This is a genomic window from Thermus thermophilus (assembly GCF_019974155.1).
GTDB classification, from domain to species: domain Bacteria; phylum Deinococcota; class Deinococci; order Deinococcales; family Thermaceae; genus Thermus; species Thermus thermophilus_C.
Window position 1 is genome coordinate 1,333,491 of sequence record NZ_AP025158.1, and the last position, 26,354, is coordinate 1,359,844.

Here is a 26,354-nt window from a genome sequence, read left to right on the forward strand (position 1 = left end):
CCAGGCTACCACGCCAGGGCGAGCCCCTCGGCCCGGGGGTCGCTCGCCCCCACGAGGGCCTCCCCAAGACGGAAGACCGCCTGCCCCCGCCCGAAGAGGCCGTACTCCGCCTCGTAGCGCACCCTATGCCCGAGGTCCCGCAGGAAAAGCGCCGTGGCCTGAGGGATGCCGGGCTCAAAGAGCACCTCGTCCCCCGGCACCACCTGCCAGCGGGGCCGGTCCAGGGCCGCCTGGGGGTTCAGGCCGAAGTCCGCCAGGCCCACCACCACCTGGACGTGCCCCTGGGGCTGCATGAACCCCCCCATGACCCCGAAGGGCCCAAGGGGCTTCCCCTCCCGGGTGAGGAAGCCCGGAATGATGGTGTGGAAGGGCCTCTTTCCCGGCCCCACCCGGTTCGGGTGCCCCTCCTCCAGGGAAAACCCCAGGCCCCGGTTGTGCAGGGCGATCCCCGTCCCCGGCACCAAAACCCCGGAGCCGAACCCCTGGTAGTTGGACTGGATGAGGGAGACCATCACCTCCCCGTCCGCCGCCGCGAGGTAGACCGTCCCCTCGGGGCGGAGGCCGGGAAGGACCCGGGGAAGGGCCCTTTCCCCGATGAGCCTCCGCCTCTCCGCCGCATAGGCCTTGGAGAGGAAGGCCTCGGGGGCAAGCTCCATGTGCCGCGGGTCGGCCACGAAGCGGTAGGTGTCCGCCAGGGCGAGGCGCATGGCCTCAATCTGGAGGTGGTAGCTCCAGGGGTCTTCCGGCCTCAGGTCAAACCCCTCCAAAAGGTTCAGGGCGAGGAGGACCGCCACCCCCTGGCCGTTTGGGGGAAGCTCCCAGACGGTGAGCCCCTTGTACTCCGTGGAAAGGGGCGTCACCCACTCCGGGGCGTGGGCCTCGAGGTCCTCCCGGGTGAGGAGCCCCCCCGTGGCCTCGCTGAAGCGGAGGAGGGCCTCGGCCAAGGCCCCCCGGTAAAGGCTTTCCCCATAGGACTCGGCGATCTCCTTAAGGGTCTTGGCGTGGAGGGGGCTTCGCCACACCTCTCCCGCCCTTGGGGCCCTCCCCCCGGGGAAGAAGACCTCCTTGAAAGCCCTAAACTCCGGCCCCTCCAAGGGGAGGAAAACGCTTTCCGCCCGCCGCCAGCTCCTCGCCGTCTCCGGCCCCACGGGGAAGCCCTCCTCGGCGTAGCGGATGGCGGGGGCGAGGACCTCGGCGAAGGGGAGCCTGCCCCAGCGTTCGTGCAGGGCCCGCCACCCCGAGACCGCCCCAGGCACGGTCACGGGAAGCCACCCCCGCTCCGGCATCCTCCCGGGAAGCCTCTCCGGGGTGAGGGCCATGGGGCTTTTCCCGGAGGCATTGAGGCCGTGGAGGGTTCCGTCCCACACCAGGGCGAAGAGGTCCCCCCCGATCCCGTTGGAGGTGGGCTCCACCACGGTGAGGCAGGCGGCCATGGCAAGGGCGGCGTCCACGGCGCTTCCCCCCTTTTGGAGCGTCTCCATCCCCGCCAGGGCCGCCAAGGGCTGGCTCGTGGCCACCGCGCCCCGCCTCCCCAAGACCACGTGGCGGCGGGAGGGGTAGGGGTAGTGGGTGAGGTCCATGCTTCCATGCTACCTTTAGGGGGATGGCGAGGCCGCCCCTCACCGAGGCCCAGGAGGATTACCTAAAGCACCTCTTCCTTCTGGAGGAGGCCCTCGGGGGGCCCGTCCCCACCCAGGCCCTGGCGGAGCGCCTCTCGGTCAAGCCGCCTTCCGTCACGGAGATGCTGAAGAAGCTCAAGGCCCTGGGCCTTCTGGAACACGAGCCCTACCGGGGGGCCCGGCTCACGGAGCGGGGGCGGAGGGTGGCCCTCGAGGTCCTGCGCCACCACCGCCTCCTCGAGGCCTACCTCCACCAGGCCCTGGGCTACGGCTGGGAGGAGGTCCACCAGGAGGCGGAGAGGCTGGAGCACGTGATCAGCGAGGATCTGGAGGAAAGGATCGCCGAGTACCTGGGCCACCCCCCCTTTGACCCCCACGGGGACCCCATCCCCACCAAGGACCTGGCCCTTCCCTCCTCCCAGGCCCTCCCCCTCACCGAGGCCCCCCTGGGGCGGGCCCGGGTGGCCCGCGCCCTGGCCCAGGACCGGGGCACCCTGAACCTCCTCGCCCGGCTCGGCCTGGTGCCGGGAAGGCCCCTCCGGGTCCTGGAGAAGGGCGAGGGGGTGCGGGTGGAGGTGGCGGGGGAGGTCTACCTCCTGCCCCGGGCCCTCGCCCAGGCGGTGGGGGTGGAGCCTTTAGGCTAGGGGCATGCGCCTCGTGGACCTGCGGAGCGACACCCTCACCCGCCCCACCCCGGCCATGCGGAAGGCCATGGCGGAGGCGGAGGTGGGGGACGATGTCTACGGGGAAGACCCCACGGTGAACCGCCTCGAGGCCCTGGCGGCGGAAAGGCTCGGGTTTGAGCGGGCCCTCTTCCTGCCCTCGGGCACCATGGCCAACCAGGTGGCCCTCCTTCACTCCAGCCCCAGGTAGACCAGGGTGCGGAAGGCGTGCTGGAGCCTCGCCCCAAGCCGGGAGTGGAGGGCCCTTTCCGGCTCCAGGACGGAGAGGAGGTTCGGGGCCTGGGCGAGGTAGAGGGCGGTGACCTCATGGAGGGGGTCCACGAAGAAGAAGGTCCCGCCGAAGCCCGCCCAGGTCCACTCCCCCAGAGAGCCCGGAGAGTAGCCCATGGGCTCCACCCGCACCGCCACCCCGAGGCCGAAGCTGTACCCTGGCCCGGGGAGGTACTCGGGCCCCCGCTTGAGGCCTTCTTGGTAGAGGCCTCCCAAGTGGTCCTGGACCATGAAGCCCGCCAGGGTGGAGGAAAGCAGGCCCCGGCCCAGGCGAAGGGCCTCGAGGAAGGCGAGGTAGTCCGCCGCGGTGCCCACGCCCCCCATCCCCCCGGCGTACCGGGGCGGGGGAGCCTCCACGGGAAGGAGGACGATCCTCCGGCCCGTCTCGGGGTCCTTGGGAAAGGGCTGGGCCAGCCGGGCGGGGTCCTTGGCCTGGAAGCCCGAGTCCTTCATGCCCAGGGGGCGGAAAAGCCTTTCCTCCAAAAGCTCCGCCAGGCTCCGCCCCGCCAAAGCCTCCAGGAGGTGGCCGAGGAGGTCGGTGGAAAGCCCGTACTCAAAGGCCTCCCCGGGCTGGAAGCGCAAAGGCAGGGCGGCGAGGCGCTGCAAAAAGGCCTCCCGGTCCAGGTCAAACCGGTCCACCCCGGCCTCGAGGTAAAGGCGCTTCACCGGGGAGCGGAAGAAGACCCCGTAGGTGAACCCCGCGGTGTGGCGGAGGAGGTCGTAGACCGTGAGGGGGCGCTTCAGGGGCTCCAAAACCACCTCCTCCCCCACCTCCCGCCCCACCCGGAGCCCGGAAAACCCCGGGAGGTACTTCTCCACGGGGTCCAAGAGGGAAAGGACCCCCTCCTCCACGAAGCCCAGGGCCAGGGCGGAGACCCAAGGCTTGGTCATGGAGTAGAGGCGGAAAAGCGCGTCCTCCCGCATGGGGAGGCCCTTTTCCGGGTCCAAAAAGCCGTAGACCCCCTGGAAGACCACCTCCCCTCCCCGGGCCACGAGGACCACGGCCCCGGGGAGGAGGCCCTCCTCCACCAGGCGCCGGAAGTAGGCGTCAAGCCTCCGGAAGTCCACCCTCACCACCCCTCAGGAACGGGCCTCCTCGGGCTTAGGAGGAGCCAGAGGGCGAGGAGGAGAAGCGCCAAGGGCAAAAACCACTTCACGAAGAAGCCCAAAAGGCCGAGGGCGGCCCCCAAAAGGGCGAGGAAGAGGCCCACGGGAAGGGCCAAGGCGGCGAGGAGGAGGGCCAGGGGAAGGGCCAAAAGGACGAGGACCAGGGCCACGAAAGGGCCCAGGAGAAACCAGGCGAGGACGAGCCCCAAAAGGAGAAGGACCCAGCCTAGGACCCGCATGCCTCAAGCCTACACCCTCTTCCGCCTCCGATGCCCGAACGAAGGCTAGGCCTTTTCGGGGCCCCCATGCGGGCCCAAGCCCGCATGGGGTGCTCTCAGGCCGGGGCCGCCCCAATGGTCCTCCCCCCGTCCACGAAGAGGACCTGGCCGGTGATGAAGCTGGACTCGTCGGAGACCAGGAAGAGGGCGGCGTAGGCCACCTCCAAGGGCTTCCCCGCCCGGCCCAAGGGGGTGGCGGCGATGGCCTTCTCCCGCACCTTCTCCGGCACCTTGGCCGTCATCCGCGTCTCAATAAACCCCGGGGCCAGGGCGTTCACCCGGATCCCCCACCGCCCAAGCTCCAGGGCCAAGGTCCGGGTAAGCCCCACCACCCCCGCCTTGGAGGCGGCGTAGTTCGCCTGCCCCAGGTTCCCCAAATAGACCCGGCTTGCGGTGAGGACGATGCTCCCAGGGTTTTTCTCCCGCATGGCCTCGGAGGCCGCCTTGGCCACCAGGAAGCTTCCCGTGAGGTTTACCCGGAGGACGAGCTCCCAGTCCTCCAGGGGCATCTTCCAGTGGAAGTTGTCCCGGGTGATCCCGGCGTAGTGCACCACCCCGTCCAGCCGGCCCAGGTGGGCTAGGGCCTCGGCAAACCCCCGCTCCACGGAGGCGGGGTCGGCCACGTCCATCACCACCGGATGGGCCCCCACGCTTTCCGCCGCCTCCCTTAAGGGGCCTTCTTCCACGTCGCAGGCCACGAGCCTCGCCCCTTCCCGGGCGAAGAGCTCCAGCGTGGCCCGGCCGATGCCGTGGGCCGCCCCCGTGATGAGCACCGCCTTGTCCTTGAGCCGCATCCCGCACCTCCTAGACGACCAACCGGTCGGTAAGCCCACCCTACTCCCGGCCCCGGGGCCCCGTCAAGGGCCAGGCGTAGTAGGGGGTCTCCACGAACTCGGGGGGGCCTCCCAGGTAGACCCGAAGCCCGGGCAGGACCAGGGTCTCCCCCTCCCACTCAAAGGCCAGGGGGTCCACCTCCAGGGGGTAGTGGAGGACGGCCTCCCTCGGAAGGCCAAGCCTCAGCCACTCGGGCGGGGAGACCCGCCCCACCAGGAGGTAGCGGGCCCGCCGCGGCCCCCCCTCGGTGTAGAGGAGGACCTCCTCCCCCAGGTCCAGGAGGAAGGCCCGCCGCCTTACGAAGAGCCTGGCCCTACGGGTCCAGGTAGACATGGGGCCTCCCCCCCAGGCGGACGACCCGGACCCCCGGCCCGTAGAGCCGGGCGAGGAGGGGTTCCTGCAGGACCGCTTCAGGCCTCCCCTCCGCCACCACCCTTCCCCCTTCCAGCACCGCCACCCGGTGGGCGAGGGCCGCCTGGTTGGGGTCGTGGAGGACGGAAAGCACCCCGAGGCCCATCCCGGCAAGCCGCCTCAAAAGCCCTACCACCGCCCCCTGGTGCTCCAGGTCCAAGAAGGTGGTGGGCTCGTCCAGGAGGAGGTACCTGGGCCTCCCCGCCAGGGCCCGGGCGAGGAGGACCCGTTGCCTCTCCCCGCCCGAGAGGGTGCCGAGGAGCCTTCCCCGAAAAACGGAGGCCCCGGTGACCTCGAGGGCCCAGTCCACCGCTTCCCGGTCCTCCCGCCCCTCCCGCCCCCAAAGCCCGAGGTGGGGAAGCCTCCCCAGGCGCACCACCTCCTCCACCAAAAGCCCCTCGGGGTAGGGGCCGCCCTGGGGGAGGTAGGCGAGGAGGCGGCCCCGCCCGTAGCTGCCGTGGGCCCTAAGGGGCCTCCCCTCCAAAAGCACCTCTCCCCGCCTGGGCCTAAGGAGCCCCGCCATCACCCTTAGGAGGGTGGTCTTCCCCGAGCCGTTGGGCCCGAGGAGGGCGAGCCACTCCCCCGGGCGCAGGAGGAGGTCCACGCCCTTTAGGGCGAAGGGCCCCACAACCCCCCTGGCCTCAAGCCCGCCCACGCCGCCTCCACATGAGGTAGAGGAAGAAGGGCCCCCCGAGGAGGGTGGTGACCACGCCCACGGGAAGCTCCGCGGGCCGGGCGAGGGTGCGGGCGAGGAGGTCGGCCAGGGCGAGGAGGGCCCCGCCCCCCAGGGCGCTGGCCGGGAGGAGGAGGCGGTAGTCCTCCCCCAGAAGCCGCCTCAGCATGTGGGGCACCACCAGGCCCACGAAGCCGATGATCCCCGCCTGGGCCACGGCGGAGGCGGTGAGGAGGCTCGCCGCCCCGAGGAGGAGAAGCTTTAGGCCCTCCAAGGGAAGCCCGAGGCTTTTCGCCGTCTCCTCCCCGAGCTGCAAGGCGTTGAGGACCCTTCCCAGGAGGAAAAGGGGAGGCAGGGCGAGGAGGAGGGCCAGGGCCAAGGCCCGCACCCCCGCCCAGCCCATGAAGGCCAGGTTGCCCAGGGTGTAGGCGAAGACCGCCCGCACCCGGTCGGCGTCCTGCATCATCAGGTAGGTGGTGAGCCCGGTGAGGACGCTCCCCACCACCACCCCGGCCAGCACGAGCTCCCCCGTGCGGGCCACCCCCCCCGCCAGGACCAGGGTGAGGAGGGTGGCCAAGAGGGCCCCAAGGAAGCCGAAGAAGGTGGCGGAGAGGGGCAGGTGCTGGAAGACGGCGTGCTGGGCGAAGGCGGGGGAAAGCCCCCCCAAGAGGACGGCGAAGAGGGTCACGGCGAAGGCCGCCCCCGAGGCGGAGCCCATGAGGTAGGGGTCGGCCAGGGGGTTGCGGAAGAGCCCCTGGAAGGCGGCCCCCGAGACCGCCAAGGCCCCCCCCACCAACATCCCCCCCAGGACCCGGGGCAGGCGGAGCTCGGTGACGATGGGGTTTTCCTCCAGGCCCAGGAGGGCCCGGACCACCGCCTCCGGGGGCAGGGCCACCGCCCCGAAGGCGAGGCCCAGGACCAAGGCCCCGAGGAGGAGGAAGAGGAGCCAGGCGAAGACCAGGCCCCGCCTTACGGCCAGGGGGAGGCTTAGGGTCATGGCTTGCCGTGGAAGCAGTCCACGAGGAGCCTCAGGCCCTGGGCCACCCGGGGGCCGGGGCGGGAGAGAAGGCTGTCCTCACCCCCGGTGTAGACGCAGATCCGGCCCGCGCGCACCGCCCGGACCCGGTCCCAGCCGGGGCGCTTGCGGATGGTCTCCAGGGCGTTCGGGTAGGTGGCCACGATGACCTCGGGGTCCTTCTCCACCACGAACTCGGGGGCGATCTTGGGGAAGAGGCCGAGCTCCTTGGGGACGACGTTCACCCCCCGGGCCTTTTGGATGAGAACCCCGATGAAGCTCTCGGGGCCCACGGTGTAGGGGGTGGGGTCAATCTCGTAGTAGACCCGGGGGCGGGACTTGGCCTTGGCCGCCCGGGCCTCCTCCTGGTAGACCTCCTTCTGGATCTGGGCCACGAGCCGCTCGGCCTGGGCCTCGAGGCCAAGAAGCCTCCCCAGGGTGCGCACGGTGCGGAAGATGTCCTCGTAGGTCTCCGTCCTCACGGCGTAGACCGTAAGCCCCGCCCTTTCCAGGGTCTCGTAGAGCCTCCCATACTTGGAGACCAGGACCAGGTCGGGCTTGAGGGAGACGATGAGCTCGGGGTTGGGGTTGTAGAGGCCGCCCGCCTTGGGGAGCTTTTTGACGCTTTCCGGCCAGTCGGAGTAGTCGTCCGTGGCCATGATGCGGTCGCAGGCCCCCAGGGCGCAGACCGTCTCCGTGACCGAGGGCAGCATGGTGACGATGCGCTTGGGCGGGGCCTTGAGGGTGACCGTGCGCCCCAGGTCGTCCTGCAGGGTGAGGGGAAAGGCGAGGGCCAAAGCCCAAAGGACCGCAAGAAACGCCAGAATCTTCCTCATGCCTACCTCCCTAAGGCCGCTAGGGCCAGGCCCGGGGGAGGTAGGGAAAAACCCCTGCCGGGAGGCAGGGGCTAAAGGCAAACGCCGTTTATCCCCCACTTCTCCCCCATCCGCGTGAGGTGCCCGCCCCGGGGAAGGGCGGACGGCCCTGGCAGGCATTCGGGCTTCCGGCCTACGACGAAGGGCGTGACGCGCGACCGGTTACCGTTGCGGGACAGCGCCGGACTTGCACCGGACTTCCCCACTTTAAGCCTGGACTACGCGCCCAGGCACCAGGGCTACGGGACCTGGCTTTGGGGCCCTAGCGGGCCTCGCCTTCCAGGCTAGGGCACCCCCCCCTCCCGCGCAACCCCGTCTTCCCTCCCGCGGGCTTTCACACGGCCTTAACACCCATTGGCTACGCTTAAAATAAAACGATGAAGAAGTTTATCAAGCGCTGGCCTTGGGCTCTCCTGACTGGCCTATTGGTTGGCGGCCTGGCCTGGTGGATGGGGCACAAGCCCTTTCCACCTAAGCCCCAGGCCGATCAAACCTACCGGTTCCCCACGACCCTGTCCTCCCCGCCCAACCTGCCTCCGCTCTTAGAGGCTGTCGTAAAACCCTTCCACGGCCAGCTACGCGGCCCTGGCCAGCCGCTTCACCAACAAGCGTAGCATGCCCAGATACACCCAGGCCTCGCTCACCCCAGGGTTGGCTTCATAGTCCTTGGCGAGCCGCCGATTCCGCCCCAGCCAGGCAAAGGTCCGCTCCACCACCCACCGCTTGGGCAAGGGCTTGAACCCCCTCTCCCGCGGAAGCTCCGGCGCCTCTTCCCCCTCCCGCACCCAGACCCCTCGCACCCCCGCGTAGGGACGGGCCACCACCTCAAGCTCCAGCCCCAGGGAAGAAGCCAGCCCCTTGAGGCCCCGGTACCCCCAGTCCACAAACAGCTTCTGCACCCTTGGCCAAAGGGAGAGGTCCATCCCCAGGAGCAAGGCCTCCCCACCCCGCTTGTCGTGCTCGTTGCTAGACGAGGGCCTCTCCTTTTACCTCTTCGCCTCCGGGCTCGTCCTCGGAGCCGCCGTGTATACCACCCCCTTCGCCCTTCCCCTGGGGCTCTTCTTCGCCCTGGGCCTCGGCCTCTTCCGCAAGTTAGAACCCCCGGCCTGGGCCGCGGCGAGCCTTGTGCTCCTCTTCCCCCTCCTCTCCACCCTCTTTGCCTGGGGCTACCTCTCCTGGATCTTCACCGGGGAAGCCGCCTTCCTCTACGAAGCCCTGCCCAAGGAAGCGCCCTCCCTAGGGACCGTCCTCCTGGCGAGTCCGGCCTATCTGGGAACAGGGCTTCTAGCCCTTCTCCGCCCACGGGCAAGCTTCCTCCTTTACCCCGTGCCCCTTCTCCTCCTCCTCGTCCTCCCCGCCATGGGGTTCGGCCACACGCCTGCCATGGCCGTGGGGCTCCTCTTCCTCTTCGCCTTAGGAGGGCTTCCCCGCCTCGCCCCGGGCCCCGGAATCCGGGCCGTGGGCCTCGGCCTCGCCCTCCTCCAGGCCGCCTTGGGATGGGCCCTCCTACCCCCCCTAAACCCCCTCCCGACGCCTTGGAGCGGGCCATCGGCCAAGCCTTGGCCCAGGCGCCTCCCCGCTCCATCCTAGCCGACGACCGGGAGAGTTACCGTCTGCTGGCCTGGGCAGGCACCGCCCGGCCCTTCCTCCTCCCCGCAGACGCCGGTTTTACCCTGGCCCTCTCCGCCCCAAGCCTCTACGTGGACCGCGTCCTCGTCTGCCGGGGCCCAGGCGCCCTCTACCGCCGCTACGGCGAGCACGACCTCCCCGGCTTTCGCGAGGTCTGGCGGTACAAGGGGTGCAGGCTCCTGGAGCAGCGCCCCTCCTAGGAACCCGAACGCGCCCTTGACTTTGCCCGAGGGAGCCCGGAGGATGGTGAGGATGGACCTAAGCCGCATCCGCAACTTCTCCATCATCGCCCACGTGGACCACGGCAAGTCCACCCTGGCCGACCGCATCCTGGAGCTCACCCACGCGGTGAGCGAACGGGAGATGCGGGAGCAGTTTTTGGACTCCCTGGAGCTGGAGCGGGAGCGGGGCATCACCATCAAGGCGAGCGCCGTCAGGGTGACCTACCGGGCCAAGGACGGGGAGGAGTACGTCCTGAACCTCATTGACACCCCGGGGCACGTGGACTTCACCTACGAGGTCTCCCGGGCCCTGGCGGCGGTGGAGGGGGTGCTCCTCGTGGTGGACGCGAGCCAGGGGGTGGAGGCGGAGACCCTGGCCAAGTTCTACATGGCCTTGGAGCACGGGCACGTGATCATCCCGGTGATCAACAAAATTGACCTCCCCAACGCCCGCCCCCTGGAGGTGGCCCTCGAGGTGGAGGAGGTCCTGGGCCTTCCCGCCGACGAGGCCATCTTCGCCTCGGGGAAGACGGGGGAGGGCGTGGAGGAGATCCTCGAGGCCATCGTCAAACGCATCCCGCCCCCCCAAGGGGACCCCGAGGCCCCCTTGAAGGCCCTCATCTTTGACTCCGTCTACGACGCCTACCAGGGGGTGATCCCCTACCTCCGCCTCTTTGAGGGAAGGGTGCGCCCTGGGGATCGGATCCGCATCTACTCCACGGGGAAGGAGTTCACCGTGGACAAGGTGGGGGTCTTCACCCCCCAGGGCCTGGTGGCCACGGAAGCGCTTGCGGCCGGGGAGGTGGGGTGGCTCGTGGCCGCCATCCGCGACATCCACGACGTCCAGGTGGGGGACACCCTCACCCTGGCGGACCGCCCCACCCCCTCCCCTTACCCCGGCTTCCGCCCGGCCAAGCCCGTGGTCTTCGCCGGGCTTTACCCCGTGGACTCCGGGGACTACGGGAAGCTTAGGGACGCCCTGGAAAAGCTCAAGCTCAACGACGCCGCCCTCACCTTTGAGCCCGAGTCCTCCACCGCCTTGGGCTTCGGCTTCCGCTGCGGCTTCCTCGGGCTTCTCCACGCCGAGATCGTCCAGGAGAGGCTGGAAAGGGAGTTCGGCCTTTCCCTCATCGCCACCGCCCCGAGCGTGGTCTACAAGGTGCGGCTCAAAAGCGGAGAGGAGGTGGAGGTCCACAACCCCGCCGACCTCCCCGACCCCACGCGGATGGAGGAGATCCTCGAGCCCTACGTGAAGCTCACCATCTTCACCCCCGAGGAGTACGTGGGGAGCCTCATGGGGCTCCTCCAGGAGAAGCGGGGCCGCCTCGTGAACATGACCTACCTCCCCGGGACTCAGAAGCGGGTGGAGCTCGTCTACGAGGCCCCCTTCGCCGAGATCCTCTACGACTTCCACGACCGCCTGAAAAGCCTCTCCCGCGGCTACGCCTCCATGGACTACGAGCAGATCGGCTACCGGCCCGGAGACCTGGTGAAGGTGAACGTCCTGGTGCACGGGGAGGTGGTGGACGCCCTCACCTTCATCGCCCACCGGGAGAAGGCCTACCCCATGGCCCGGGCCATCGTGGACAAGCTCGCCGAGGTCATCCCCCGCCAGCTCTTTGAGGTGCCCATCCAGGCGGCCATCGGGGGCAAGATCATCGCCCGGGCCACGGTGAAGGCCCTCCGCAAGGACGTCCTCGCCAAGTGCTACGGCGGGGACGTGACCCGGAAGAAGAAGCTTTTGGAGAAGCAGAAGGAGGGCAAGAAGCGCCTCAAGGCCATCGGCAAGGTGGAGGTTCCCCAGGAGGCCTTCCTGGCGGTGCTCTCGGTGGGGCGCGATGAGCCTAAGGGCTAGGCTCGCCCTGGTCATCGCCCTCCTCGCCTTCCTGCCCAACCTGGTCCTGGCCCTCACCCTGGGGGTCCTGGGGGAAGGCCCCTGGCCTCCCCTCCTCCTCTGGCTTTTCCTCCTCGCCCTCCTCTCGGGCCTTGTGGGCTACTTCCTGGCGAAAAGCCTCCTCAGGCCCCTGGAGGAGCTCACCCGGGCCCTGGCCTACCTCTCCTTGAAGGAGGGGCCCCTGGAGGCCCTCCGCCTCCCCACCCCCAAGGAGCCCCCTCCGGAGGAGATCGCCCTCCTCCGCGCCCGGTTCTCCGAGCTCCTCGCCCGGCTCAAGGAGCTCCTGGAGGCCCGGGAGGGCCTGTACGCCGCCCTGGCCCACGACCTCAAGACCCCCCTCCTTTCCGCCCTGCGCCTCTTGGACTACCTGGAGAGGGCGGACGACTTGGGGAAGGAGCGGCGCGTCGCCCTGCTCCGCGCCCTGAGGGAGGAGCTCGCCCGGGGCTACCGCCTGACGGAGAACCTCCTTGCCCTCGCCCGCCTCGAGGCCCGCCCCCCCCGGGGCGAGACCCTGAACCTCAGGGCCCTGGCCGAGGACCTCCTCCTCCGCTACCGGGACGAGGCGAAGAGGCGGGGGCTCCTCGTGGAGGTGGAAGGGGCGGGCCTCGCCCGGGGGGAAAGGCTCCTCGTGGAAAGGGCCCTCGCCAACCTTCTGGAAAACGCCCTCCGCCACGCCAAAAGCCGCGTCCGGCTCCGGGTGGGGGAAGGCGTGTTCCTCGTGGAGGACGACGGCGCAGGCCTTCCCCTACCCCTGGAAGCCCTCGCCCGCCCCTTCCTCCAGGGGGAGGGCAGGAGGGGAAGCGCGGGCCTGGGCCTCTACACCGCCAAGCGGGTGGCCGAGGCCCACGGGGGCAGGCTCTTCCCCTGCGAGGGCACCCTGGGAGGGGCCTGCCTGGGCCTGGAACTCCCCAAGGGGGCCTAACGCCGGGCTTGGAGCCCCGGCGAAAAGCCCGGGCGGGGAACGAACGCTTAGCCCATCACCGGGGGGATCTGCCGCACCCAGAGGATGTAGGAGAGGTACTCCAGGTAGCGCAAGGGCACCTCGGAGAGGGGCCGGTCCACCTCTATGCTCATCATCGCTTCCCCGCCCCGCTTCTTTCGGCTCACGGTGAGGTAAGCGATGTTCACCTCGTCGTCGGCGAGGATGCGGGCCACCCGGGCCACCACCCCGGGCGTGTCCACGTTCTTGATCACCAGGGTGGGGGCGCTCCCCGTGATCCGCACCTCAAAGCCGTCCACGTCAAAGACACGCACAAGACCCCCCCCGAGGGAGCTGCCCGTGACCACGAGGCGCTCCTTCTCCCCCTCGAGGACCATCCGCACCGTGTTGGGGTGGACGTCCCCGAGCTCCACCTCCTTGAAGACCACCTCCACCCCTTCCCGCTCCGCCAGGGAAAGGCTCTCCTTGAGCCTCTCGTCGTCGGGGGTGAGGCCCAGGACCCCCGCGGCCAAGGCCAGGTGGGTGCCGTGCCCTTTCCCCGTCTTGGCGAAGGAGCCGTGGAGGCCGAACTCCACCCTTTTGGGCTTCTCCCCGAGGAGGTGGCGGGCGAGGAGGGCGAGGCGGCAGGCCCCCGCCGTGTGGCTGGAAGAAGGCCCCACCATCACGGGGCCGATCATGTCCAAAAGGCCCATGCTGATAGAATACGCCCATGCGGAGCTTCTGGCCCCTTTTGCTCCTCCTCGCCCTCGGGGTAGGCCTCGGCCAGCGCCTCGTCCTGCCGGAAGGGGCCGTGGCGGGGGAGCCCCTCACCCTCTCGGGGGAAGGGCTTCCCGACGGGCGCTACCCCCTGGCCCTGGAAGGCCCCGGGGGCGCCCGGGTGGAGGAGGTGGAGGTCCAGGGAGGGAGGTTCGCCCTCCCCCTCACCCTCGAGGCCCCCGGGGAGTACCGGGTGCGGCTCAACCTGCCCTCGGGCGCCTTGGAGGGGCGCTTCCTCCTCCTCGCCCCCACGCCGCCCGAGCTCACCCCGGAGGGGCTCAAGCTCCCCTGGGGGCTCCTCCCCCTCCCCCAGGGCCCCTGGGTGGGCCCCCTGGTGGAGGGGGAGCGGGTCTACGTGGCCCAAGGGCTCCTCGTGGTGGAGGCGGGCCTTAAAGAAGAGGGGGTCCGCTACCACTTCGCCCCCGCAAAGGTCCTCGCCCTCCGCCCGGGCCCCGAGGCCCTCCTGGAGGGGGAGCGGGTCCTGCCCATCCCCTTCCCTCCCGTCCCCTTCCAGGGCAAGGAGGAGGACCTTAAGGCCCTCAGGCCCCTCCTCCTGGCCCTGAACCCCCCCAAGCCCTGGCCCTACTTCGCCTACTGGGCCCTCCCCCCGGAGACCCTGAGCGAGGAGGACCTCGCCGCCTACGGCCAGGACCTCCGGGCCCGGGGCCACCGGCCCGAACTGCCCTTCGGCCAGGAGGGCGTCCTACGGATGGCGGAGGCGGCCCGCGCCCTCCTCGGCGAGGACCCCGCCCGGGCCAAGGCCCTGACCCTCGCCCTCCTGCGCTACACCCCCCTCTTCCCCGGCTCCGAGGCCTTCTTCCGGGAGATGGCCGAGGCCCTCGAGGCCCAAGGGGAGGTGGCCACCGCCCTCCGCCTGCGCGAGGCCCTGGCCCTTTCCGCCCCCTGGAGGCCGCCGGACCTCGGCTTCCTCGCCCCCGCCTTCTTTGTCCTGGGAACGGCGTACCTGGCCCTTTTCCTCTACCTCTTCCTCTTCTACCTGCCCGCCCAGCTCAAGGACCTGAGGCCCATCGGCGGCTACCTGGGCGGGTTCTTCCGCCACCCCCTCCTGCGCCTGCGCCACCTCCACCTGGCCTACGCCAGCCTAGGGGAAAGGCTCCTCGCCCTCCTCCTCTTCCTCGCCACCCTCGCCGCCCTCCTCCTCTACGGCCTGGACGCCAAGGCCCGGGCCGCCCTCTGGGCCCCGCCCCTGGACCAGGGGACCCTCTTCACCCCGGCGGCCCAGGCCTGGGCCCGGTCCCTGCCCCCTACCCCCGGGGCCAAGGCCCTCCAGGGGTACACCCTCCTCCGGGACAACCCCACCCAGGCCCGGGCCCTGCTCAGGGAAGGGGCGCCCCTGCCCTTCGCCCTCGCCCTCCTGGGGGAGAAGGAGCTCGTCCTGGCCTACGAGCAGGCCCCCTGGTCCGGCCCGGTGCAAAGCCTCCTCGGCCTCGGCGCCGACCCCTGGGGGCCGAGGGAGCCCGCCCCCACCCTCCGCACCCTTTACACCCTCCTCCTCGAGGCGGAGGCGCGGCGCCTGGCCGAGGACCCCTGGCGCGGCTTCTCCCAACTCCCCCTCCCCCTTCCCGAGGGGTACCGGGCCTGGGCCTTCGCCGCCCTTCTCCTCCTCGCCCTCTACCACCTCCTCACCTTCTTCCTCCCCAGAAGGCGGGGCCAGCCCTCCCCCGCCTACGCCCTCTTCCTCCGCCTCCTCCTCCCGGGAAGCCTGGGCCTCGGCGGAGGGATTGGGGTGGTCCTTTTGCTCCTCGCCGCCTACGGCCTGTGGGCCCTCCTCCAGGGCTCAAGCCCCCTCTACCTCGCCGCGGCCTACGGCCTCCACCTCCTCTTTGTGTTAAGCTCCGGGGCCTGGAGGCGCGCATGATCCTGCCCCCCATCCCCACCCCCTTTGACCGGGAAGGAAGGCTGGACGAGGAGGCCTTCCGGGAGCTGGCCGCGGCCTTGGAACCCCTGGTGGACGGGCTCCTCGTTTACGGCTCCAACGGGGAAGGGGTCCACCTCACCCCCGAGGAAAGGGCCCGGGGCCTCCGGGCCCTTAGGCCCAGGAAGCCCTTCCTGGTGGGCCTCATGGAGGAGACCCTGCCCCAGGCGGAAGGGGCCCTCTTGGAGGCCAAAGCCGCGGGGGCCATGGCCCTCCTCGCCACCCCGCCCCGCTACTACCACGGAAGCCTCGGGGAAGGGCTTCTCCGCTACTACGAGGCCCTGGCGGAGAGAATGCCCCTCTACCTCTACCACGTGCCCCAGAACACCCGGGTGGACCTTCCCCTCGAGGCGGTGGAGGCCTTGGCCCGGCACCCGAACGTCCTAGGCATCAAGGACTCCAGCGGCGACCTCGGCCGGATCGCCTTCTACCAAGCCCGCCTCCGGGAGTTCCGGGTCTACACCGGCCACGCCCCCACCTTCCTCGGCGCCCTGGCCCTGGGGGCGGAAGGGGGGATTTTGGCCGCGGCGAACCTCGCCCCCAGGGCCTACCGGGCCCTTTTGGACCACTTCCGGGGGGGGAGGCTTGCCGAGGCCCAGGAGCTCCAGAAGAAGCTCTTCCCCCTGGGGGACCTCCTCGCCAAGGGCGGGGTGCCCCTCCTGAAGCAGGCCCTCCGGCACCTGGGCCTCCCCGCGGGCTACCCCAGGCCCCCCTACCCGGCGGAAAGCCCCCTTTGGGGGAGGCTCCTCCCCGTCCTGGAAAGCCTAAAGGAGGAAGGATGGGTCCTGTAGCCCGCCCGTTGAGGTTCTCCCTGCTTTTGGGCCTCCTGGTCCTCGCCGCCTGCGCCCCAAGGCCCCTTCCCCCCGAGGCCCGCTTCCTCGGGGCGGAGATCCGGGGCCTGGAGCTTTCCCCTGAGCCCGCCCTGCTCCTCGCCGTGCGGGCCGCCTTCCACAACCCGAACCCCTTCCCCCTCCCCCTCGCCGCCTTCGGGGCGCGGCTTCGGGTGGGGGAGGTGAGGGTGCCCTTAGACCTCACCCTCCCCCCCGGGGAGAAGGAGGCCTCCCTTCCCGTGCGCCTCACCCCCAGGGAGGCCCTGGCCACCGCCCGGGCCCTCCTCTCCCGGGAAGGCGTGGAAGTGGCCCTGGAGGGGGAGACTTTGGGCGGGCGGCTCACCTTCTTCCAGGCCCGCCTCGCCTTCCCCTTGGAGCCCGTAAGGGTGCGCCGGGCCGGGGTCAACCTCTTCCTGGAAAACCCGAACCCCCTCCCCCTTCGCGTGGAGGGCGCCCTCATCCTTCTGGGCCAGCGCCTTTCCGTGCGGGCGGACCTCCCGGCGAAGGGAGAGGCGAGGGTCCAGGTGGTGGGCTTCAGGCCCGGGCTTGAGCGGGGAAGCGGGCGGCTTGAGCTTCGCCTCGAGGTCCCGGGCTTCCTCAGCCAGACCCTGGTTCTGGACCTCTAGAGGCGGAAGGCCAGGGGGAGGAGGGCCCCCAAGGTGGTGCGCACCTCCTCCTCGGGCCCGTGGAGGACCACCTCCACCTCCGGCCCCCCGAACTCCATGAGGACCTGCCGGCACCCCCCACAAGGGGGGATGGGCCCCTTGGGGCTATAGATGTGCACCCGCTCCAGGCGGCGCTTCCCCGCGAGGACCATGGCCGCCACGGCGTTCCTTTCGGCGCACTGGGAGAGGGGGAAGGAGGCGTTTTCCACGTTGACCCCGAGAAACGCCTCCCCCTCGGCCTCCACCAGGGCCACCACGGGGAAGCCCGAGTAGGGGGCGTAAGCCTGCCCCACGTGGGCCTTCAGGACTTCCTTAACCGCCTTGGCGTTCACGCTCCACCACCCGTTCCACCCGAACCCGCTCCAGGCGCCTCTGGTCGGCGCTTTCCACCACGAAGCGGAAGCCCTGCCACTCCACGCTCTCCCCCACGCCGGGAATGCGCCCGAACTGCTCGTAGAGAAACCCCGAGAGGGTGTCGTACTCCCCCTCGGGGAGCTCCACCCCCAGGACCTCGGAGACCTCGTCTATGGGGGTCTGGGCCTGAATGGAGAAGGAGCCCTCGGGAAGGCGCCGGATGGCCGCGTCCTCCGGCTCGTCCGTCTCGTCGTAGATCTCCCCCACGATCTCCTCCATTACGTCCTCGAGGGTTACGAGGCCCGCCGTGCCCCCGAACTCGTCCACCACGATGGCCATGTGCACCTTGCGGCGCCTAAGCTCCCGGAGGAGGCTCCAGGCGTCCATGTTCTCCGGGACAAAGTAGGGGGGGTGGGCGATGGAGGTCACCTTGAAGGCCTTGAGGTCCTCCTCGCAGTAGTAGGTGAGGAGGTCCTGGACGTAGGCCACCCCCACGATGTGGTCCACGCTCTCCCGGTAGATGGGCACCCGGCTGTAGCGGTGCTCCCGGTAGAGGGCGAGGAGGTCCTCCAGGGTGGCCTCGGCCTCTATGGCCACCATCTCCACCCTCGGGGTCATGATCTCCCGCACCGGGGTCTCCTCCAGCTCCAGGATGGAGTGGATCATCTCCTCCTCCTGGGCCTCAATGGTCCCGGACTCCTCGGCCCCCGCCAGGATGAGCTTGAGCTCCTCTTCGGAGACCAAAGGGGTCCCCCGGGGCTCCAGGCCGAGGAGGCGGAGAAGCCCTCCGGAGACGAGGCTGAAGAAGCGCCCGAGGGGGTAGAAGAGGACGGAGAGGCCGTAAATGGGCCAAGCGGCCAGCCGGGCGATGGCCTCCGCGTGGTGGACGGCGAGGGACTTGGGGGTGATCTCGCCGAAGAAGAGGATGAGGAAGGTCATCGCCCCCGTGGCCACCCCCACGCCCGCGGAGCCGAAGGCCCGGGTGGCGAGCTCCGTAACCAAGGCGGTGGCGGCGATGTTCACCAGGTTGTTGCCCACCAGGATGGTGGTGAGGAAGCGGGTGATGTCCTCGGAAAGGAGGCGGAAAGGGCCGTTCTTGCTCTCGGCGAGCTCCCTAAGCTTCCACGGGTAGAGGGTGGTGATGGCCGTCTCGCTTGCGGAGAAGAAGGCGGAGAGGGCGAAGAGGAGGACGAGGACCGCCCAAAGCCACGGGTTTTCCGGGGAAGCCGCCTCGCCTTGCGCCAAAGCCGGGGTACCGAGGGCCAAAAGAAGAAGCCACCGACTCGGAGGACGATCCATACGCCTTCCGCCATTCTACACCAGGCCCGCCGCCACGTACCCCAAAGGGTTTCCCACGGCCCCCGCCCGGGCATCCCATGGGGCGAAACCCCCGTGCGCCCGCCCAGGCGGACGGAGGTTGCCTTGACTAAATAGTTGACTTGACTTAATCTTTTCCCGGTATGAACGGACCACCGCCCCCCCTGGTCCAGGAGCTTGCGGCGCTGGGGTACGCCTTCACCCACGCCCTTTACAGCGAGGCCAAGGAGCTCCTCGTCAAGGAAGGCCTCTCCCCGAGGAAGGCCCACCTCCTCGGCCTCCTGGCCAAGGGGGTGGACCTCCCCTCCCAGCTCACCGAGCTCCTCGAGGTCCACCCCTCCCAGGTCTCCCACCTCCTCGCCGCCCTGGAGGAGGAGGGCCTGGTGGAGCGGAGCCCCGACCCCCAGGACCGCCGCAAGGTGAAGCTCTTCCTCACGCCCAAAGGACGGGAGGTGGCGGCCCGGGCGGAGGCGCTTTGGCTCGCCGTCTTCGGCCGGAGGCTTGCCCGCCTCTCCCCGGAGGAGCAGGCCGCCTTCCTCCAGATCCTGCGCAAGCTCACGGAGGTGGGGGATGCGTAGGCTTCTCCTCCTTCCCCTCCTCGCCCTCCCCGCCTTGGCCCAGTCCGCCCTGAGCCCACTCCAGGACCACCCCCTCCTCAAGCAGGCGGAGGCCTACCTCCTCGCCGCCCGCAAGTCCCTCGAGGCCCAGGCCGCCCCCCTCGCCCTGAACGTCCAGGGGAACTACCTCCGCTACGGCTACACCTGCGAGCCGGAGGCGGTCTGCGCAAGCCTCCCCGAGTCGGCCCAGAGCCTCACCCTCGCCCTCGTCCTCACCCCCTTCCCCTTCGGGGAGGTGGCGGACGGGGTGGAGCGGGCCCAAATCGCCCTCAGGCGGGCTGAGCTCGCCTACCGCAAGACCCGCGCAGGCCTCGAGGCCCAGGCGGTGGCCGCCTACGGCCGCTACCAGGAGGCAAAGCTCGGCGTGCGGATCGCCGAAAAGGCCCTGGAACTGACGCAAAAGGCTCTGGAGGCCGCCAGGAAGCGCCAGGCGAACCCCAAGGAGCTCAGGGAGGCGGAGCTCGCCCTGGAGGAGGCGCAAAACCGCCTGGAGGAGGCGCGGAGGGGCCTCGCCCTCGCCCTGGAGGCGGCCCGGGACCTGGTGGACCCGGAAGCCCCCCTGCCCCCCATCCCCGAGCCCAAGGGGACGACCCCCTTGAGCCTGGAGGAAGCCCGCCTGAACCTCCTGGAGGCCCAGATCGCCTTGGAGGCGGCGCAAAGGAGCCTCCTCCCCACCCTCCAGGGGAGCTACACCCGCTACCCCAGCGGCCACGACACCCTAACCCTCTCCCTCTCCAGCAAGACCCTCCAGCCCACCCTGGCCTACACCCGCCAGAACCCGGCCCAGGCGGCCACCGCCCTGCCCGGGGGCGGCCGCTACCGGGCCACGGAGGAGCTTCGGCTAAGCCTCTCCCTCACCCTCTCCCCCGGCCTCTTCGCCGCCCTGGAGGCCGCCCAGGCCCAGGCCCGGGGGGCGGAGGAGGCCTTCCTCGCCGCCTCCCGCCAAGCCCGCCTGCAGGAGGAGAGCCTCAAGGCGGGCCTTTTGGGGGCCCGGTCCGCCTTGGCCCTGGCGCAAAGCCGCAAGGCCTCCGCGGAGAAGGCCCTTGAGGAGGCGCAAAAGCGCCTCGCCCTGGGGCTGGAAAGCCCCCTCGGGGTCCTGCAGGCCGAGCTCAACCTGCTCCAGGCGGAGCTCGGCCTCCTCCAGGCGGAAAACAACCTCAGGAACCGGCTTATGGAGCTTTACCAGTTTTACGGAGAACTTTTGGAGGTGAACCCGTGAAGAAGCCCCTCTTTGCCCTCGCCTTGGGCCTCACGGCCCTGGGGCTCGCCCAGCCCCTGCCGGAGGCCCTCAAGAAGGCCCAGGAAGCGCCCGCCGTGGTGAACGCCCGGCTCGAGGTCCAGGCCAAGGCCCGGGACCTGGACCGCACCCTGAAAGACCCCTTGCGCACCGCCTTGGACGAGCTCCAGGCCCGCCAGGCCCTGGAGCTCGCCGAGGCCAGGCTCCGCCGCGCCCTGGCCCAGGCGGAAAGCGAGATCGTCGCCGCCTACACCCAGGTCGTGGAGGCGAGGCTCCAGGTCCGGGTCCTGGAGAAGGCCTTGGAGGTGGCGGAGCTTTCCCTCAAGGCCACGGAGATCCGGGTGAAGGGCGGCGGGGCCACCAGCCTGGACCTCCTCGAGGCCCAGAACCGGGCCCAGGAGGCCCGGAAGAACCTGGACCAGGCCCAAAGGGGCCTGGAGAGCGCCCAGGCGCAGCTCGCCAACCTCGTGGGCCCCTGGGAGCCCGAGCCCGTGGCGGACCTCCCTGGGCTTCCCGAGGCCGGGCTCGTGGAAACCCTCCTGGAGGAAAACGCCGACCTCCTCCAGCTCCGCCACTCCCTCGCCCTCCTCAAGGCCCAGCGGGCCCTACTGGACGAGGGCTTCGCCGCCCGCAAGGACATTGACGCCCTGGAGGACCAGATCGCCGCCCTCGCGACCCAGCTGGACGGCGCCGCCTCCTCCCTCCGGGTGGGCCTGGAGGCCCGTTTCCGCGGGCTTCCTCCCCTCCTCGAGGGGGTGCGCCGGGCGGAGGAGGCCCTGGAGGCGGCGAAGAAGCGGTACGAGGCGGAAAGGGCGCGCTTCGCGGCGGGGCTCGCAAGCCGCCTCGCCCTCCTCCAGCAGGAGCTCAACCTCCTGCAGGCGGAGCTCGCCCTGGAGCAGGCCAAGCACGCCTACCTCAAGGCCTACTACGGCCTCCTCGCCACGAGGTGAGCCATGAAGCGCCTCCTCGTCTTCCTTCCCCTCCTCCTCCTCGCCTGCGCCCCCAAGGAGGCGAAGGTGCCCCAGACGGCCGGCCCCCTCCGCGCCCAGGTGCGGACCTTCAAGGCCGAGCCCGGCCTCCTTACCCGGGAGGCCCGGGCCTCGGCCAACGTGGTGGCCGAGAAGGAGAGCCTGGTGGCGGCGGGGGCCTCGGGCCGGGTGGTCCGGACCCTCCCCGCGGGCACCCGGGTGCGGGCCGGGGAGGGGGTGGTCTTTCTGGACCCCGCCCCCTTCCAGGAGGCCTTGGCCCAGGCCCGGCTCGCCCTGCGCCAGGCCGAGGAAAACCTGGCCCGGGCCGAGGCCCAGACGGAGGGGAACCGGAAGGCCCTAGAGGCCCAGCTCGCCGCCGCCGAGGCCCAGCTCGCCGCGGCCAAGCGCCGCTACGAGGAGGGGAAGGCCCTCCTCGCCCTGGGCGCCCTGGCCCCCCTCGAGCTCAAGGGCCTCGAGGCCCAGTACCTCCAGGCGCAAAGCGCCTACGAGAACGCCAAGGAAACCCTGGCCCGCCTGGAAAGGGAGGACGACCTCCGCCTCCTCAGGCTCCAGGTGGAGGCCGCCCGCCTCCAGGTGCAGCAGGCGGAGCGGAACCTCAGGGAGAGCGTGGTCCGGGCCCCCTTCGCCGGGGAGGTGGTGGAGGTCTACGTGAAGGAAGGGGAGTTCGCCGGGGCGGGGAGCCGGGCCTTCCGCCTGGCCACCACCGACCGCCTCCTGGTCAAGGTCTACCTCCCCCCCGAGCGGGCGGCCGCCCTCACGGAGGACACGGCCTTCCGCGTGCGCCAAAACGGCAAGGAGGTGGAGGCCCGCCTCCAGGCGAAAAGCGACCTCCCCGGGCAGAACCGCCTGGTGGAGGTGACCCTGAGGCCCACAGCCTCCCTCCTCCCCGGGGCGGCGGAGGTGCGCTACCCCGAGGTCCTGGCCGAGGGCCTCCTGCTTCCTGCGGGGGCGGTGCGGGCCGAGGGCGGCGAGGCCTTCGTCTACGTGGTGGAGGAGGGCCGGGCGCGGAAGCGGCCCGTCCGGCTCCTCGCCCAGGAGGGAGGCCAGGCCGCCGTGGCGGGCCTTAAGGCGGGGGAGGCGGTGGTCTACCCAGTGCCCGAGGGGCTGGAAGACGGCGACCCCGTGGAGGTGGTGCCGTGAGGGAAAACCCCCTGGTGGCCTTCTTCGTGGAGCGCTTCGTCTTCGCCACCTCCATCTTCGTGGGCATGGTCCTGGTGGGGCTCCTTCTGGGCCTCGGGCTTGGGGTGGAGCTCCTTCCCCGGTTCAGCGTCCCCGTCATCGCCATCTCCACCAGCTACCCCGGGGCCGGGCCCGAGGAGGTGGCGGAGCAGGTCTCCAAGCCCCTGGAGGACGCCCTCTCCACCCTCACGGGGGTGGACGTCATCGGCTCCAGCTCCACGGAGGGGTTCAGCCTGGTCTTCGTCCAGTTCAAGCAGGGGGTGAACGTGGACCAGGGGGCGGTGGAGGCGAGCCAGAAGGTGGCCGCCATCCGGAGCACCCTCCCCAAGGATGCCTCCGCCCCCGTGGTGCAGAAGTTTGACCCCTCGGCGAGCCCCATCCTCTACCTGGCCCTCGAGGCCCCGGGGGAGGACCTCGCCGAGGTCCTCCGCTACGCGGAAAGGACCCTCAAGCCCCGCCTCCAGCTGGTCTCCGGCGTGGCCGACATCCGGCTCACGGGCGCCCCCAAGACGGCCATCAAGGTCTACCTGGACCCCGACCGCCTCCAGGCCCTGGGGATCCCTCCCCTCCAGGTGGTCCAGGCCCTCTCCGCCTCGGCCCTCAACCTCCCCTTGGGGGCCCTCACGGAGGAGGAGCGGCGCCTGGTCTACACCCTACGCGCCACCCCCCGCACCGCTCTGGAGGTGGCCGAGGTCCTGGTGGACCCGGGCCGGGGCGTCCGGGTGCGGGACGTGGCCCGGGTGGAGGAGGCCCGGGAGGCCCCCACCACCCTGAACCGGGTGAACGGCCGCCCCGCCGTGGTCCTGGCCGTGGTCAAGACGCCGGACGCCAACGCCGTGGCCGTGGCCCAGGGGGTGAAGCGGGCCCTGGAGGAGACCTCCCTCCCCCCCGGGTACCGGGCGGAGGTCGCCCTGGACACCACCCGCTTCATCCAAGCCGCGGTGGAGGACACGGTGCGGGAGGCCTTTTTGGCCGCCCTGGCCGTCTCCTTGGTGGTCCTCGTCTTCCTGGGGAAGCTCAACTCCGTCTTCTCCGTGATCCTGGCCATCCCCATCACCCTCTCCGGGGCCATCCTCCTCTTCGGCGTCCTGGGCTTCACCTACAACCTCATCAGCCTCCTCGCCCTCACCGTGGCGGTGGGCATCGTGGTGGACGACTCCATCGTGGTGGCGGAAAACATTGACCGCTACCGCCGCATGGGGCTCGGCCTAAAGGAAGCGGTCCTCAAGGGGGCGAGCGAGGTGAGCGCCGCCGTGGCCGCGGCCACCCTCAGCCTCCTCGCCGTCTTCCTCCCCATAAGCTTCCTCCCGGGCCTCATCGGCCAGATCTTCCAGCAGTTCGGCTTGGGCATGGCGGCGGCCATCGGGGTGAGCTGGCTCGAGGCCCTCCTCTTCCTCACCGTCCGCCTCGCCTACTTCCCCGACCCCGACCCCCCCACCCTCAAGGAGGCCCTGCGGGCGGCCCTCCTCCTCCCCAAGGACCTCGCCTGGGCCTACCGCCGGGGCTTCCGCACCGCCTTGGGCCTCCTCCTCGGCCTCGGCGTGGCCTTTCTCCTCTACCGCCAAGGCCCCCTCCACCTCCTCCTCCTCGTCCTCTACCCGGCCCTCCTCGGCCTTGGGCGCTATGTGGGAAGGCTCCTTCTGGACCTCGCCGGGGCCCTGACCCGGCTCCTGCACGAGGCCACGGAGGGGGGGGTGCGCAGGCTCACCGAGGGGTACGCCCGGGCCCTGGAGGCCGCCCTCGCCCGGCCCTACCTGGTCCTGGGCCTGGCGGGCCTCGCCTTCCTCTCCGTCTTCCCCATCCTGCCCCGGATCCCCTTCAACTTCACCCCCCGCGCGGACACCGGGGTGCTCACCGCCACCCTCCTCCTCCCCAAGGACACGCCCCTCTCCGTCTCCGACCGGGCGGCGCGGGCCCTAGAGGCCTACTTCCTCGCCCACCCGGCGGTGGAGCGGGTGGTGACCACCGTGGGGGCGAGCGCCACCGGGGGGGCCCAGGTGGGGGACCCCTCCCGGGTCCAGCTCCAGATCGTCCTCAAGCCCAAAGGGGAGCGGCAGGACATCTTCACCCTCACCGAGGTTTTCAATCGGGAGGGCAAGGAGGCGCTTAAGGACTTCCCTGGGGCGGACCTCCGCGTCCTGGCCCAGACCGGCCCCGAGGCGGGGGACGCCGACCTCCAGTTCTTCGTCACCGGCCCCGACCGGGAGGCGCTGGAGGCCCGGGTCCAGGCCATCGTGGAACGGATCGCCGAAAAGCCCTACGTCCTGAACGTGAAGAGCACCCTGGAGGCCACCCAGCGGGAGCGCGTCTTCGTCCCCGACCCGGCGAGGCTCTCCGGCACCGGCCTCACTCCCCAGGACCTGGCCCAGACCCTGAGGCTCTACCTCTCCGGGACCCAGGCGGCCACCGCCCGGAGGAGCGGGGAGGAGTTCCCCGTGGTGGTCCAGGCGGACCCCTTGCGCCTGGGGGGCGAGGCCGACCTCCTCTCCCTCCCCGTCTACGCCCCCGCCCTCCAGGCCTTCCTGCCCTTAGGAAGCCTCGGCCGGTTTGAAGAGCGCCCCTCCCCCACCCTGATCTCCCGCCGCAACCAGGCCTACGCCGCCGGGATCAACATCAACCTCAAGCCCGAGGCCCCGGGCGCCCTCCAGGTCCAGGCGGAGCTGGAGCAGGACCTTAGGGCGGCGGGGCTCCTCGGGGACGGGGTGGAGCTCGTGGCCTCGGGGCTTGGGAGCTTCACGGAGGAGCTCGCCTCCCTCGCGCCCCTCGCCTTCGGCCTCGCCCTCGTCCTCAACTACCTCGTCATCGCCAGCCAGTTCAACGCCTGGCGCTACCCCCTCTACCTCCTCCTCCCCGTGCCTTTGGCCCTGGTGGGGGCCTTTTGGCTCACCTACCTCCTGGGCACGGGCCTGGACGTGATCAGCGTCTTAGGGGTGGTGATGCTCATCGGCCTGGTGACCAAGAACGCCATCCTCCTCCTGGACTTCGCCTCCCGCCGCATGCGGGAAAAGCCCCTCAAGGAGGCCTTGGTGGAGGCGGCCAGGCTCAGGCTTAGGCCCATCCTCATGACCACCCTCACCGTCCTCATCATCAGCCTCCCCCTCCTCCTCGGGGCCGGAGAAGGGTCGGAGTACCGCAGGCCCTTGGGCGTGATCATCCTGGGGGGGATGCTCTCCTCCACCCTCCTCACCCTCTTCGTGGTCCCCGCCGCCTTCTTCGCGGTGGAGGGGCGCCTCGCGCGGAAAGGGGGAGAGGGATGAGCGCGCGGCGGGTGGTCCTCGCGGTGGTCCTGGGGGCGGTGGCCCTCGCCGCCTTGGCCGCGGGGCTCGTCCTCTTCCTCTTCCGCCCCTTGAAGGCGGAGCCCGTGGCCCTGGACGCCCTCGAGGGCCTGAGGACCCGGGAGGCCCCTTACGGCCTCGAGGTCCTCCCCCGGGCCCCCAAGGCCCTCCTCGCCTTCTACCCGGGGGCCCGGGTGGAGCCCCTGGCCTACGCCCCTGTCCTCGCCCCCCTCGCAGGAAACGGGTACCTGGTGGTCCTCCTCCGGGTGCCCCAGGGGATCGCCCTCCTCGGCCAGGACCGGGCCCTGGAGGCGGGGCGGGCCCACCCCGGGCTTCCCCTGGTGGTGGGGGGGCACAGCCTGGGCGGGGTGGTGGCGGCGGGGGTGGCGGCCCGGGAAGGGCTTCCCCTCGTCCTCTTCGCCGCTTACCCCGAGGAAGACCTCTCCCAGGAGACCTTCCCCACCCTCGCCCTCTACGGCACGGAAGACGGCCTCCTGCCCCCCGAAAAGGCCAGGGAGGTGGCCAAAAGGCTTCCCAGGGGCGCCCGGGTGGTCTTCGTGGAGGGGCTGAACCACGCGGGCTTCGGGGCCTACGGCCCGCAAAGGGGGGACAGGCCCGCCACGCGCCCCCGGGAGGCCTTGTGGGAAGAGGTCCGGGAGGAGGTCCTCCTGTTCCTCGAGGGCCTGGGGTGGGACACGCCTCCCTCTCCGGAGGCGTTGCACTAGGGGCATGGACCGGAGCCAGGCGGGC

General features: G+C 70.8%; 26 protein-coding genes, 1 pseudogene and 1 riboswitch. Of the genes and pseudogenes, 15 read left to right on the plus strand and 12 right to left on the minus strand.

What is annotated here, in order from left to right:
* Positions 1-5 precede the first annotated feature (5 nt).
* Entirely contained in the window at positions 6-1,580 is a 1,575-nt protein-coding gene (locus tag TthTMY_RS07185) for a gamma-glutamyltransferase family protein (protein WP_223903128.1), read from the minus strand.
* A gap of 23 nt (positions 1,581-1,603) precedes the next feature.
* On the opposite strand from TthTMY_RS07185, the gene mntR reads away from it, so the two are divergent.
* Positions 1,604-2,263 carry a manganese-dependent transcriptional regulator MntR gene (gene mntR / locus TthTMY_RS07190; protein ID WP_096410779.1) on the plus strand — a complete coding sequence of 220 codons (660 nt, stop codon included), beginning with the start codon at positions 1,604-1,606 and terminating at the stop codon, positions 2,261-2,263.
* Positions 2,264-2,267: 4 nt separating this feature from the next.
* Positions 2,268-2,489: pseudogene (locus TthTMY_RS07195) on the plus strand (beta-eliminating lyase-related protein); the annotation flags it as partial.
* Here TthTMY_RS07195 and TthTMY_RS07200 read toward each other — a convergent pair.
* The 8 genes from TthTMY_RS07200 to TthTMY_RS11905 all read right to left on the minus strand — a co-directional run bounded on the left by TthTMY_RS07200 (position 2,474) and on the right by TthTMY_RS11905 (position 8,700).
* Entirely contained in the window at positions 2,474-3,640 is a 1,167-nt protein-coding gene (locus TthTMY_RS07200; RefSeq protein ID WP_096412951.1) for a serine hydrolase domain-containing protein, read from the minus strand. The pseudogene TthTMY_RS07195 and the gene TthTMY_RS07200 sit on opposite strands and share 16 nt — an antisense overlap.
* A gap of 2 nt (positions 3,641-3,642) precedes the next feature.
* The gene (locus tag TthTMY_RS07205) at positions 3,643-3,918 is read right to left on the minus strand and encodes a hypothetical protein (protein WP_096410781.1); all 276 of its coding nucleotides are present in this window, start codon (positions 3,916-3,918) and stop codon (positions 3,643-3,645) included.
* A 95-nt stretch (positions 3,919-4,013) separates the two neighbouring features.
* Positions 4,014-4,751 (minus strand): SDR family oxidoreductase, encoded by a 738-nt coding sequence (locus TthTMY_RS07210; protein WP_223903129.1) that lies wholly within the window; start codon positions 4,749-4,751, stop codon positions 4,014-4,016.
* Positions 4,752-4,791: 40 nt separating this feature from the next.
* The gene (locus tag TthTMY_RS07215) at positions 4,792-5,124 is read right to left on the minus strand and encodes a hypothetical protein (protein ID WP_093007532.1); all 333 of its coding nucleotides are present in this window, start codon (positions 5,122-5,124) and stop codon (positions 4,792-4,794) included.
* On the minus strand, positions 5,105-5,857 hold the full coding sequence (locus TthTMY_RS07220) for an ABC transporter ATP-binding protein (protein ID WP_096410782.1): 753 nt from the start codon (positions 5,855-5,857) through the stop codon (positions 5,105-5,107). Before TthTMY_RS07220 ends, TthTMY_RS07215 begins: the two co-directional genes overlap by 20 nt.
* Complete coding sequence (locus TthTMY_RS07225) at positions 5,844-6,872, minus strand: FecCD family ABC transporter permease (RefSeq protein ID WP_096410783.1); 1,029 nt, start codon at positions 6,870-6,872, stop codon at positions 5,844-5,846. The genes TthTMY_RS07220 and TthTMY_RS07225 overlap by 14 nt, the downstream gene beginning before the upstream one ends.
* Positions 6,869-7,726, minus strand: coding sequence for an ABC transporter substrate-binding protein (locus TthTMY_RS07230; RefSeq protein WP_096410784.1), 858 nt, complete (start codon positions 7,724-7,726; stop codon positions 6,869-6,871). Before TthTMY_RS07230 ends, TthTMY_RS07225 begins: the two co-directional genes overlap by 4 nt.
* A gap of 132 nt (positions 7,727-7,858) precedes the next feature.
* Positions 7,859-8,018: riboswitch (cobalamin riboswitch) on the minus strand.
* 322 nt (positions 8,019-8,340) lie between these two features.
* On the minus strand, positions 8,341-8,700 hold the full coding sequence (locus TthTMY_RS11905) for a transposase (protein ID WP_096410785.1): 360 nt from the start codon (positions 8,698-8,700) through the stop codon (positions 8,341-8,343).
* Positions 8,701-8,788: 88 nt separating this feature from the next.
* Between TthTMY_RS11905 and TthTMY_RS07240 the strand changes: the two genes are divergently transcribed.
* From TthTMY_RS07240 to TthTMY_RS07255, 4 genes are read left to right on the plus strand one after another with little or no spacing between them, the layout of a single operon-like run.
* Positions 8,789-9,355, plus strand: a complete 567-nt coding sequence (locus TthTMY_RS07240; RefSeq protein ID WP_223903130.1) for a hypothetical protein — start codon at positions 8,789-8,791, stop codon at positions 9,353-9,355.
* Positions 9,301-9,594, plus strand: coding sequence for a hypothetical protein (locus TthTMY_RS07245; RefSeq protein ID WP_223903131.1), 294 nt, complete (start codon positions 9,301-9,303; stop codon positions 9,592-9,594). Before TthTMY_RS07240 ends, TthTMY_RS07245 begins: the two co-directional genes overlap by 55 nt.
* Positions 9,595-9,637: 43 nt before the next feature.
* A complete protein-coding gene (gene lepA, locus TthTMY_RS07250) occupies positions 9,638-11,470 on the plus strand; it encodes a translation elongation factor 4 (protein ID WP_096410786.1) in 1,833 nt (610 codons plus the stop codon).
* Positions 11,454-12,431: a sensor histidine kinase gene (locus TthTMY_RS07255; RefSeq protein WP_096410787.1), complete on the plus strand. Its 978-nt coding sequence runs from the start codon at positions 11,454-11,456 to the stop codon at positions 12,429-12,431. Before lepA ends, TthTMY_RS07255 begins: the two co-directional genes overlap by 17 nt.
* A 47-nt stretch (positions 12,432-12,478) precedes the next feature.
* Here the strand turns inward: TthTMY_RS07255 and sdaAB are convergent, their stop codons facing one another.
* Positions 12,479-13,141 (minus strand): L-serine ammonia-lyase, iron-sulfur-dependent subunit beta, encoded by a 663-nt coding sequence (gene sdaAB, locus TthTMY_RS07260; RefSeq protein ID WP_223903132.1) that lies wholly within the window; start codon positions 13,139-13,141, stop codon positions 12,479-12,481.
* Between the two features lie 17 nt (positions 13,142-13,158).
* Between sdaAB and TthTMY_RS07265 the strand changes: the two genes are divergently transcribed.
* The 3 genes from TthTMY_RS07265 to TthTMY_RS07275 are packed head-to-tail and all read left to right on the plus strand — an operon-like array spanning position 13,159 to position 16,597.
* Positions 13,159-15,084 (plus strand): hypothetical protein, encoded by a 1,926-nt coding sequence (locus TthTMY_RS07265; protein ID WP_096410788.1) that lies wholly within the window; start codon positions 13,159-13,161, stop codon positions 15,082-15,084.
* Positions 15,081-15,932: a dihydrodipicolinate synthase family protein gene (locus TthTMY_RS07270; protein ID WP_096410789.1), complete on the plus strand. Its 852-nt coding sequence runs from the start codon at positions 15,081-15,083 to the stop codon at positions 15,930-15,932. Before TthTMY_RS07265 ends, TthTMY_RS07270 begins: the two co-directional genes overlap by 4 nt.
* Positions 15,920-16,597: a hypothetical protein gene (locus tag TthTMY_RS07275; protein WP_223903133.1), complete on the plus strand. Its 678-nt coding sequence runs from the start codon at positions 15,920-15,922 to the stop codon at positions 16,595-16,597. The genes TthTMY_RS07270 and TthTMY_RS07275 overlap by 13 nt, the downstream gene beginning before the upstream one ends.
* Here TthTMY_RS07275 and TthTMY_RS07280 read toward each other — a convergent pair.
* A complete protein-coding gene (locus TthTMY_RS07280) occupies positions 16,594-16,968 on the minus strand; it encodes a cytidine deaminase (RefSeq protein ID WP_096410790.1) in 375 nt (124 codons plus the stop codon). The two genes, TthTMY_RS07275 and TthTMY_RS07280, sit on opposite strands and share 4 nt — an antisense overlap.
* Positions 16,949-18,289 carry a hemolysin family protein gene (locus TthTMY_RS07285; protein WP_096410791.1) on the minus strand — a complete coding sequence of 447 codons (1,341 nt, stop codon included), beginning with the start codon at positions 18,287-18,289 and terminating at the stop codon, positions 16,949-16,951. The genes TthTMY_RS07280 and TthTMY_RS07285 overlap by 20 nt, the downstream gene beginning before the upstream one ends.
* A gap of 161 nt (positions 18,290-18,450) precedes the next feature.
* On the opposite strand from TthTMY_RS07285, the gene TthTMY_RS07290 reads away from it, so the two are divergent.
* From TthTMY_RS07290 to TthTMY_RS07315, 6 genes are read left to right on the plus strand one after another with little or no spacing between them, the layout of a single operon-like run.
* Positions 18,451-18,885, plus strand: a complete 435-nt coding sequence (locus TthTMY_RS07290; RefSeq protein WP_096410792.1) for a MarR family winged helix-turn-helix transcriptional regulator — start codon at positions 18,451-18,453, stop codon at positions 18,883-18,885.
* Positions 18,878-20,143, plus strand: a complete 1,266-nt coding sequence (locus tag TthTMY_RS07295; protein WP_096410793.1) for a TolC family protein — start codon at positions 18,878-18,880, stop codon at positions 20,141-20,143. Before TthTMY_RS07290 ends, TthTMY_RS07295 begins: the two co-directional genes overlap by 8 nt.
* The gene (locus tag TthTMY_RS07300) at positions 20,140-21,111 is read left to right on the plus strand and encodes a TolC family protein (RefSeq protein ID WP_096410794.1); all 972 of its coding nucleotides are present in this window, start codon (positions 20,140-20,142) and stop codon (positions 21,109-21,111) included. Before TthTMY_RS07295 ends, TthTMY_RS07300 begins: the two co-directional genes overlap by 4 nt.
* A 3-nt stretch (positions 21,112-21,114) precedes the next feature.
* Positions 21,115-22,290, plus strand: coding sequence for an efflux RND transporter periplasmic adaptor subunit (locus tag TthTMY_RS07305; RefSeq protein ID WP_223903134.1), 1,176 nt, complete (start codon positions 21,115-21,117; stop codon positions 22,288-22,290).
* Positions 22,287-25,586, plus strand: a complete 3,300-nt coding sequence (locus tag TthTMY_RS07310) for an efflux RND transporter permease subunit (protein ID WP_096410795.1) — start codon at positions 22,287-22,289, stop codon at positions 25,584-25,586. The genes TthTMY_RS07305 and TthTMY_RS07310 overlap by 4 nt, the downstream gene beginning before the upstream one ends.
* Positions 25,583-26,329 carry an alpha/beta hydrolase gene (locus TthTMY_RS07315; protein ID WP_096410796.1) on the plus strand — a complete coding sequence of 249 codons (747 nt, stop codon included), beginning with the start codon at positions 25,583-25,585 and terminating at the stop codon, positions 26,327-26,329. The genes TthTMY_RS07310 and TthTMY_RS07315 overlap by 4 nt, the downstream gene beginning before the upstream one ends.
* Positions 26,330-26,354: the final 25 nt, after the last annotated feature.

Bases quoted from the DNA above. Each gene is read 5' to 3' on its own strand.
- TthTMY_RS07295 (WP_096410793.1), top strand. From the start codon at position 18,878: ATGCGTAGGCTTCTCCTCCTTCCCCTCCTCGCCCTCCCCGCCTTGGCC.
- TthTMY_RS07185 (WP_223903128.1), bottom strand. From the start codon at position 1,580: ATGGACCTCACCCACTACCCCTACCCCTCCCGCCGCCACGTGGTCTTG.
- TthTMY_RS07290 (WP_096410792.1), top strand. From the start codon at position 18,451: ATGAACGGACCACCGCCCCCCCTGGTCCAGGAGCTTGCGGCGCTGGGG.
- TthTMY_RS07270 (WP_096410789.1), top strand. From the start codon at position 15,081: ATGATCCTGCCCCCCATCCCCACCCCCTTTGACCGGGAAGGAAGGCTG.
- TthTMY_RS07275 (WP_223903133.1), top strand. From the start codon at position 15,920: ATGGGTCCTGTAGCCCGCCCGTTGAGGTTCTCCCTGCTTTTGGGCCTC.
- TthTMY_RS07265 (WP_096410788.1), top strand. From the start codon at position 13,159: ATGCGGAGCTTCTGGCCCCTTTTGCTCCTCCTCGCCCTCGGGGTAGGC.
- mntR (WP_096410779.1), top strand. From the start codon at position 1,604: ATGGCGAGGCCGCCCCTCACCGAGGCCCAGGAGGATTACCTAAAGCAC.
- TthTMY_RS07210 (WP_223903129.1), bottom strand. From the start codon at position 4,751: ATGCGGCTCAAGGACAAGGCGGTGCTCATCACGGGGGCGGCCCACGGC.
- TthTMY_RS07215 (WP_093007532.1), bottom strand. From the start codon at position 5,124: ATGTCTACCTGGACCCGTAGGGCCAGGCTCTTCGTAAGGCGGCGGGCC.
- TthTMY_RS07315 (WP_096410796.1), top strand. From the start codon at position 25,583: ATGAGCGCGCGGCGGGTGGTCCTCGCGGTGGTCCTGGGGGCGGTGGCC.
- TthTMY_RS07225 (WP_096410783.1), bottom strand. From the start codon at position 6,872: ATGACCCTAAGCCTCCCCCTGGCCGTAAGGCGGGGCCTGGTCTTCGCC.
- TthTMY_RS07305 (WP_223903134.1), top strand. From the start codon at position 21,115: ATGAAGCGCCTCCTCGTCTTCCTTCCCCTCCTCCTCCTCGCCTGCGCC.
- sdaAB (WP_223903132.1), bottom strand. From the start codon at position 13,141: ATGGGCCTTTTGGACATGATCGGCCCCGTGATGGTGGGGCCTTCTTCC.
- lepA (WP_096410786.1), top strand. From the start codon at position 9,638: ATGGTGAGGATGGACCTAAGCCGCATCCGCAACTTCTCCATCATCGCC.
- TthTMY_RS07255 (WP_096410787.1), top strand. From the start codon at position 11,454: ATGAGCCTAAGGGCTAGGCTCGCCCTGGTCATCGCCCTCCTCGCCTTC.
- TthTMY_RS07285 (WP_096410791.1), bottom strand. From the start codon at position 18,289: ATGGATCGTCCTCCGAGTCGGTGGCTTCTTCTTTTGGCCCTCGGTACC.
- TthTMY_RS07205 (WP_096410781.1), bottom strand. From the start codon at position 3,918: ATGCGGGTCCTAGGCTGGGTCCTTCTCCTTTTGGGGCTCGTCCTCGCC.
- TthTMY_RS07230 (WP_096410784.1), bottom strand. From the start codon at position 7,726: ATGAGGAAGATTCTGGCGTTTCTTGCGGTCCTTTGGGCTTTGGCCCTC.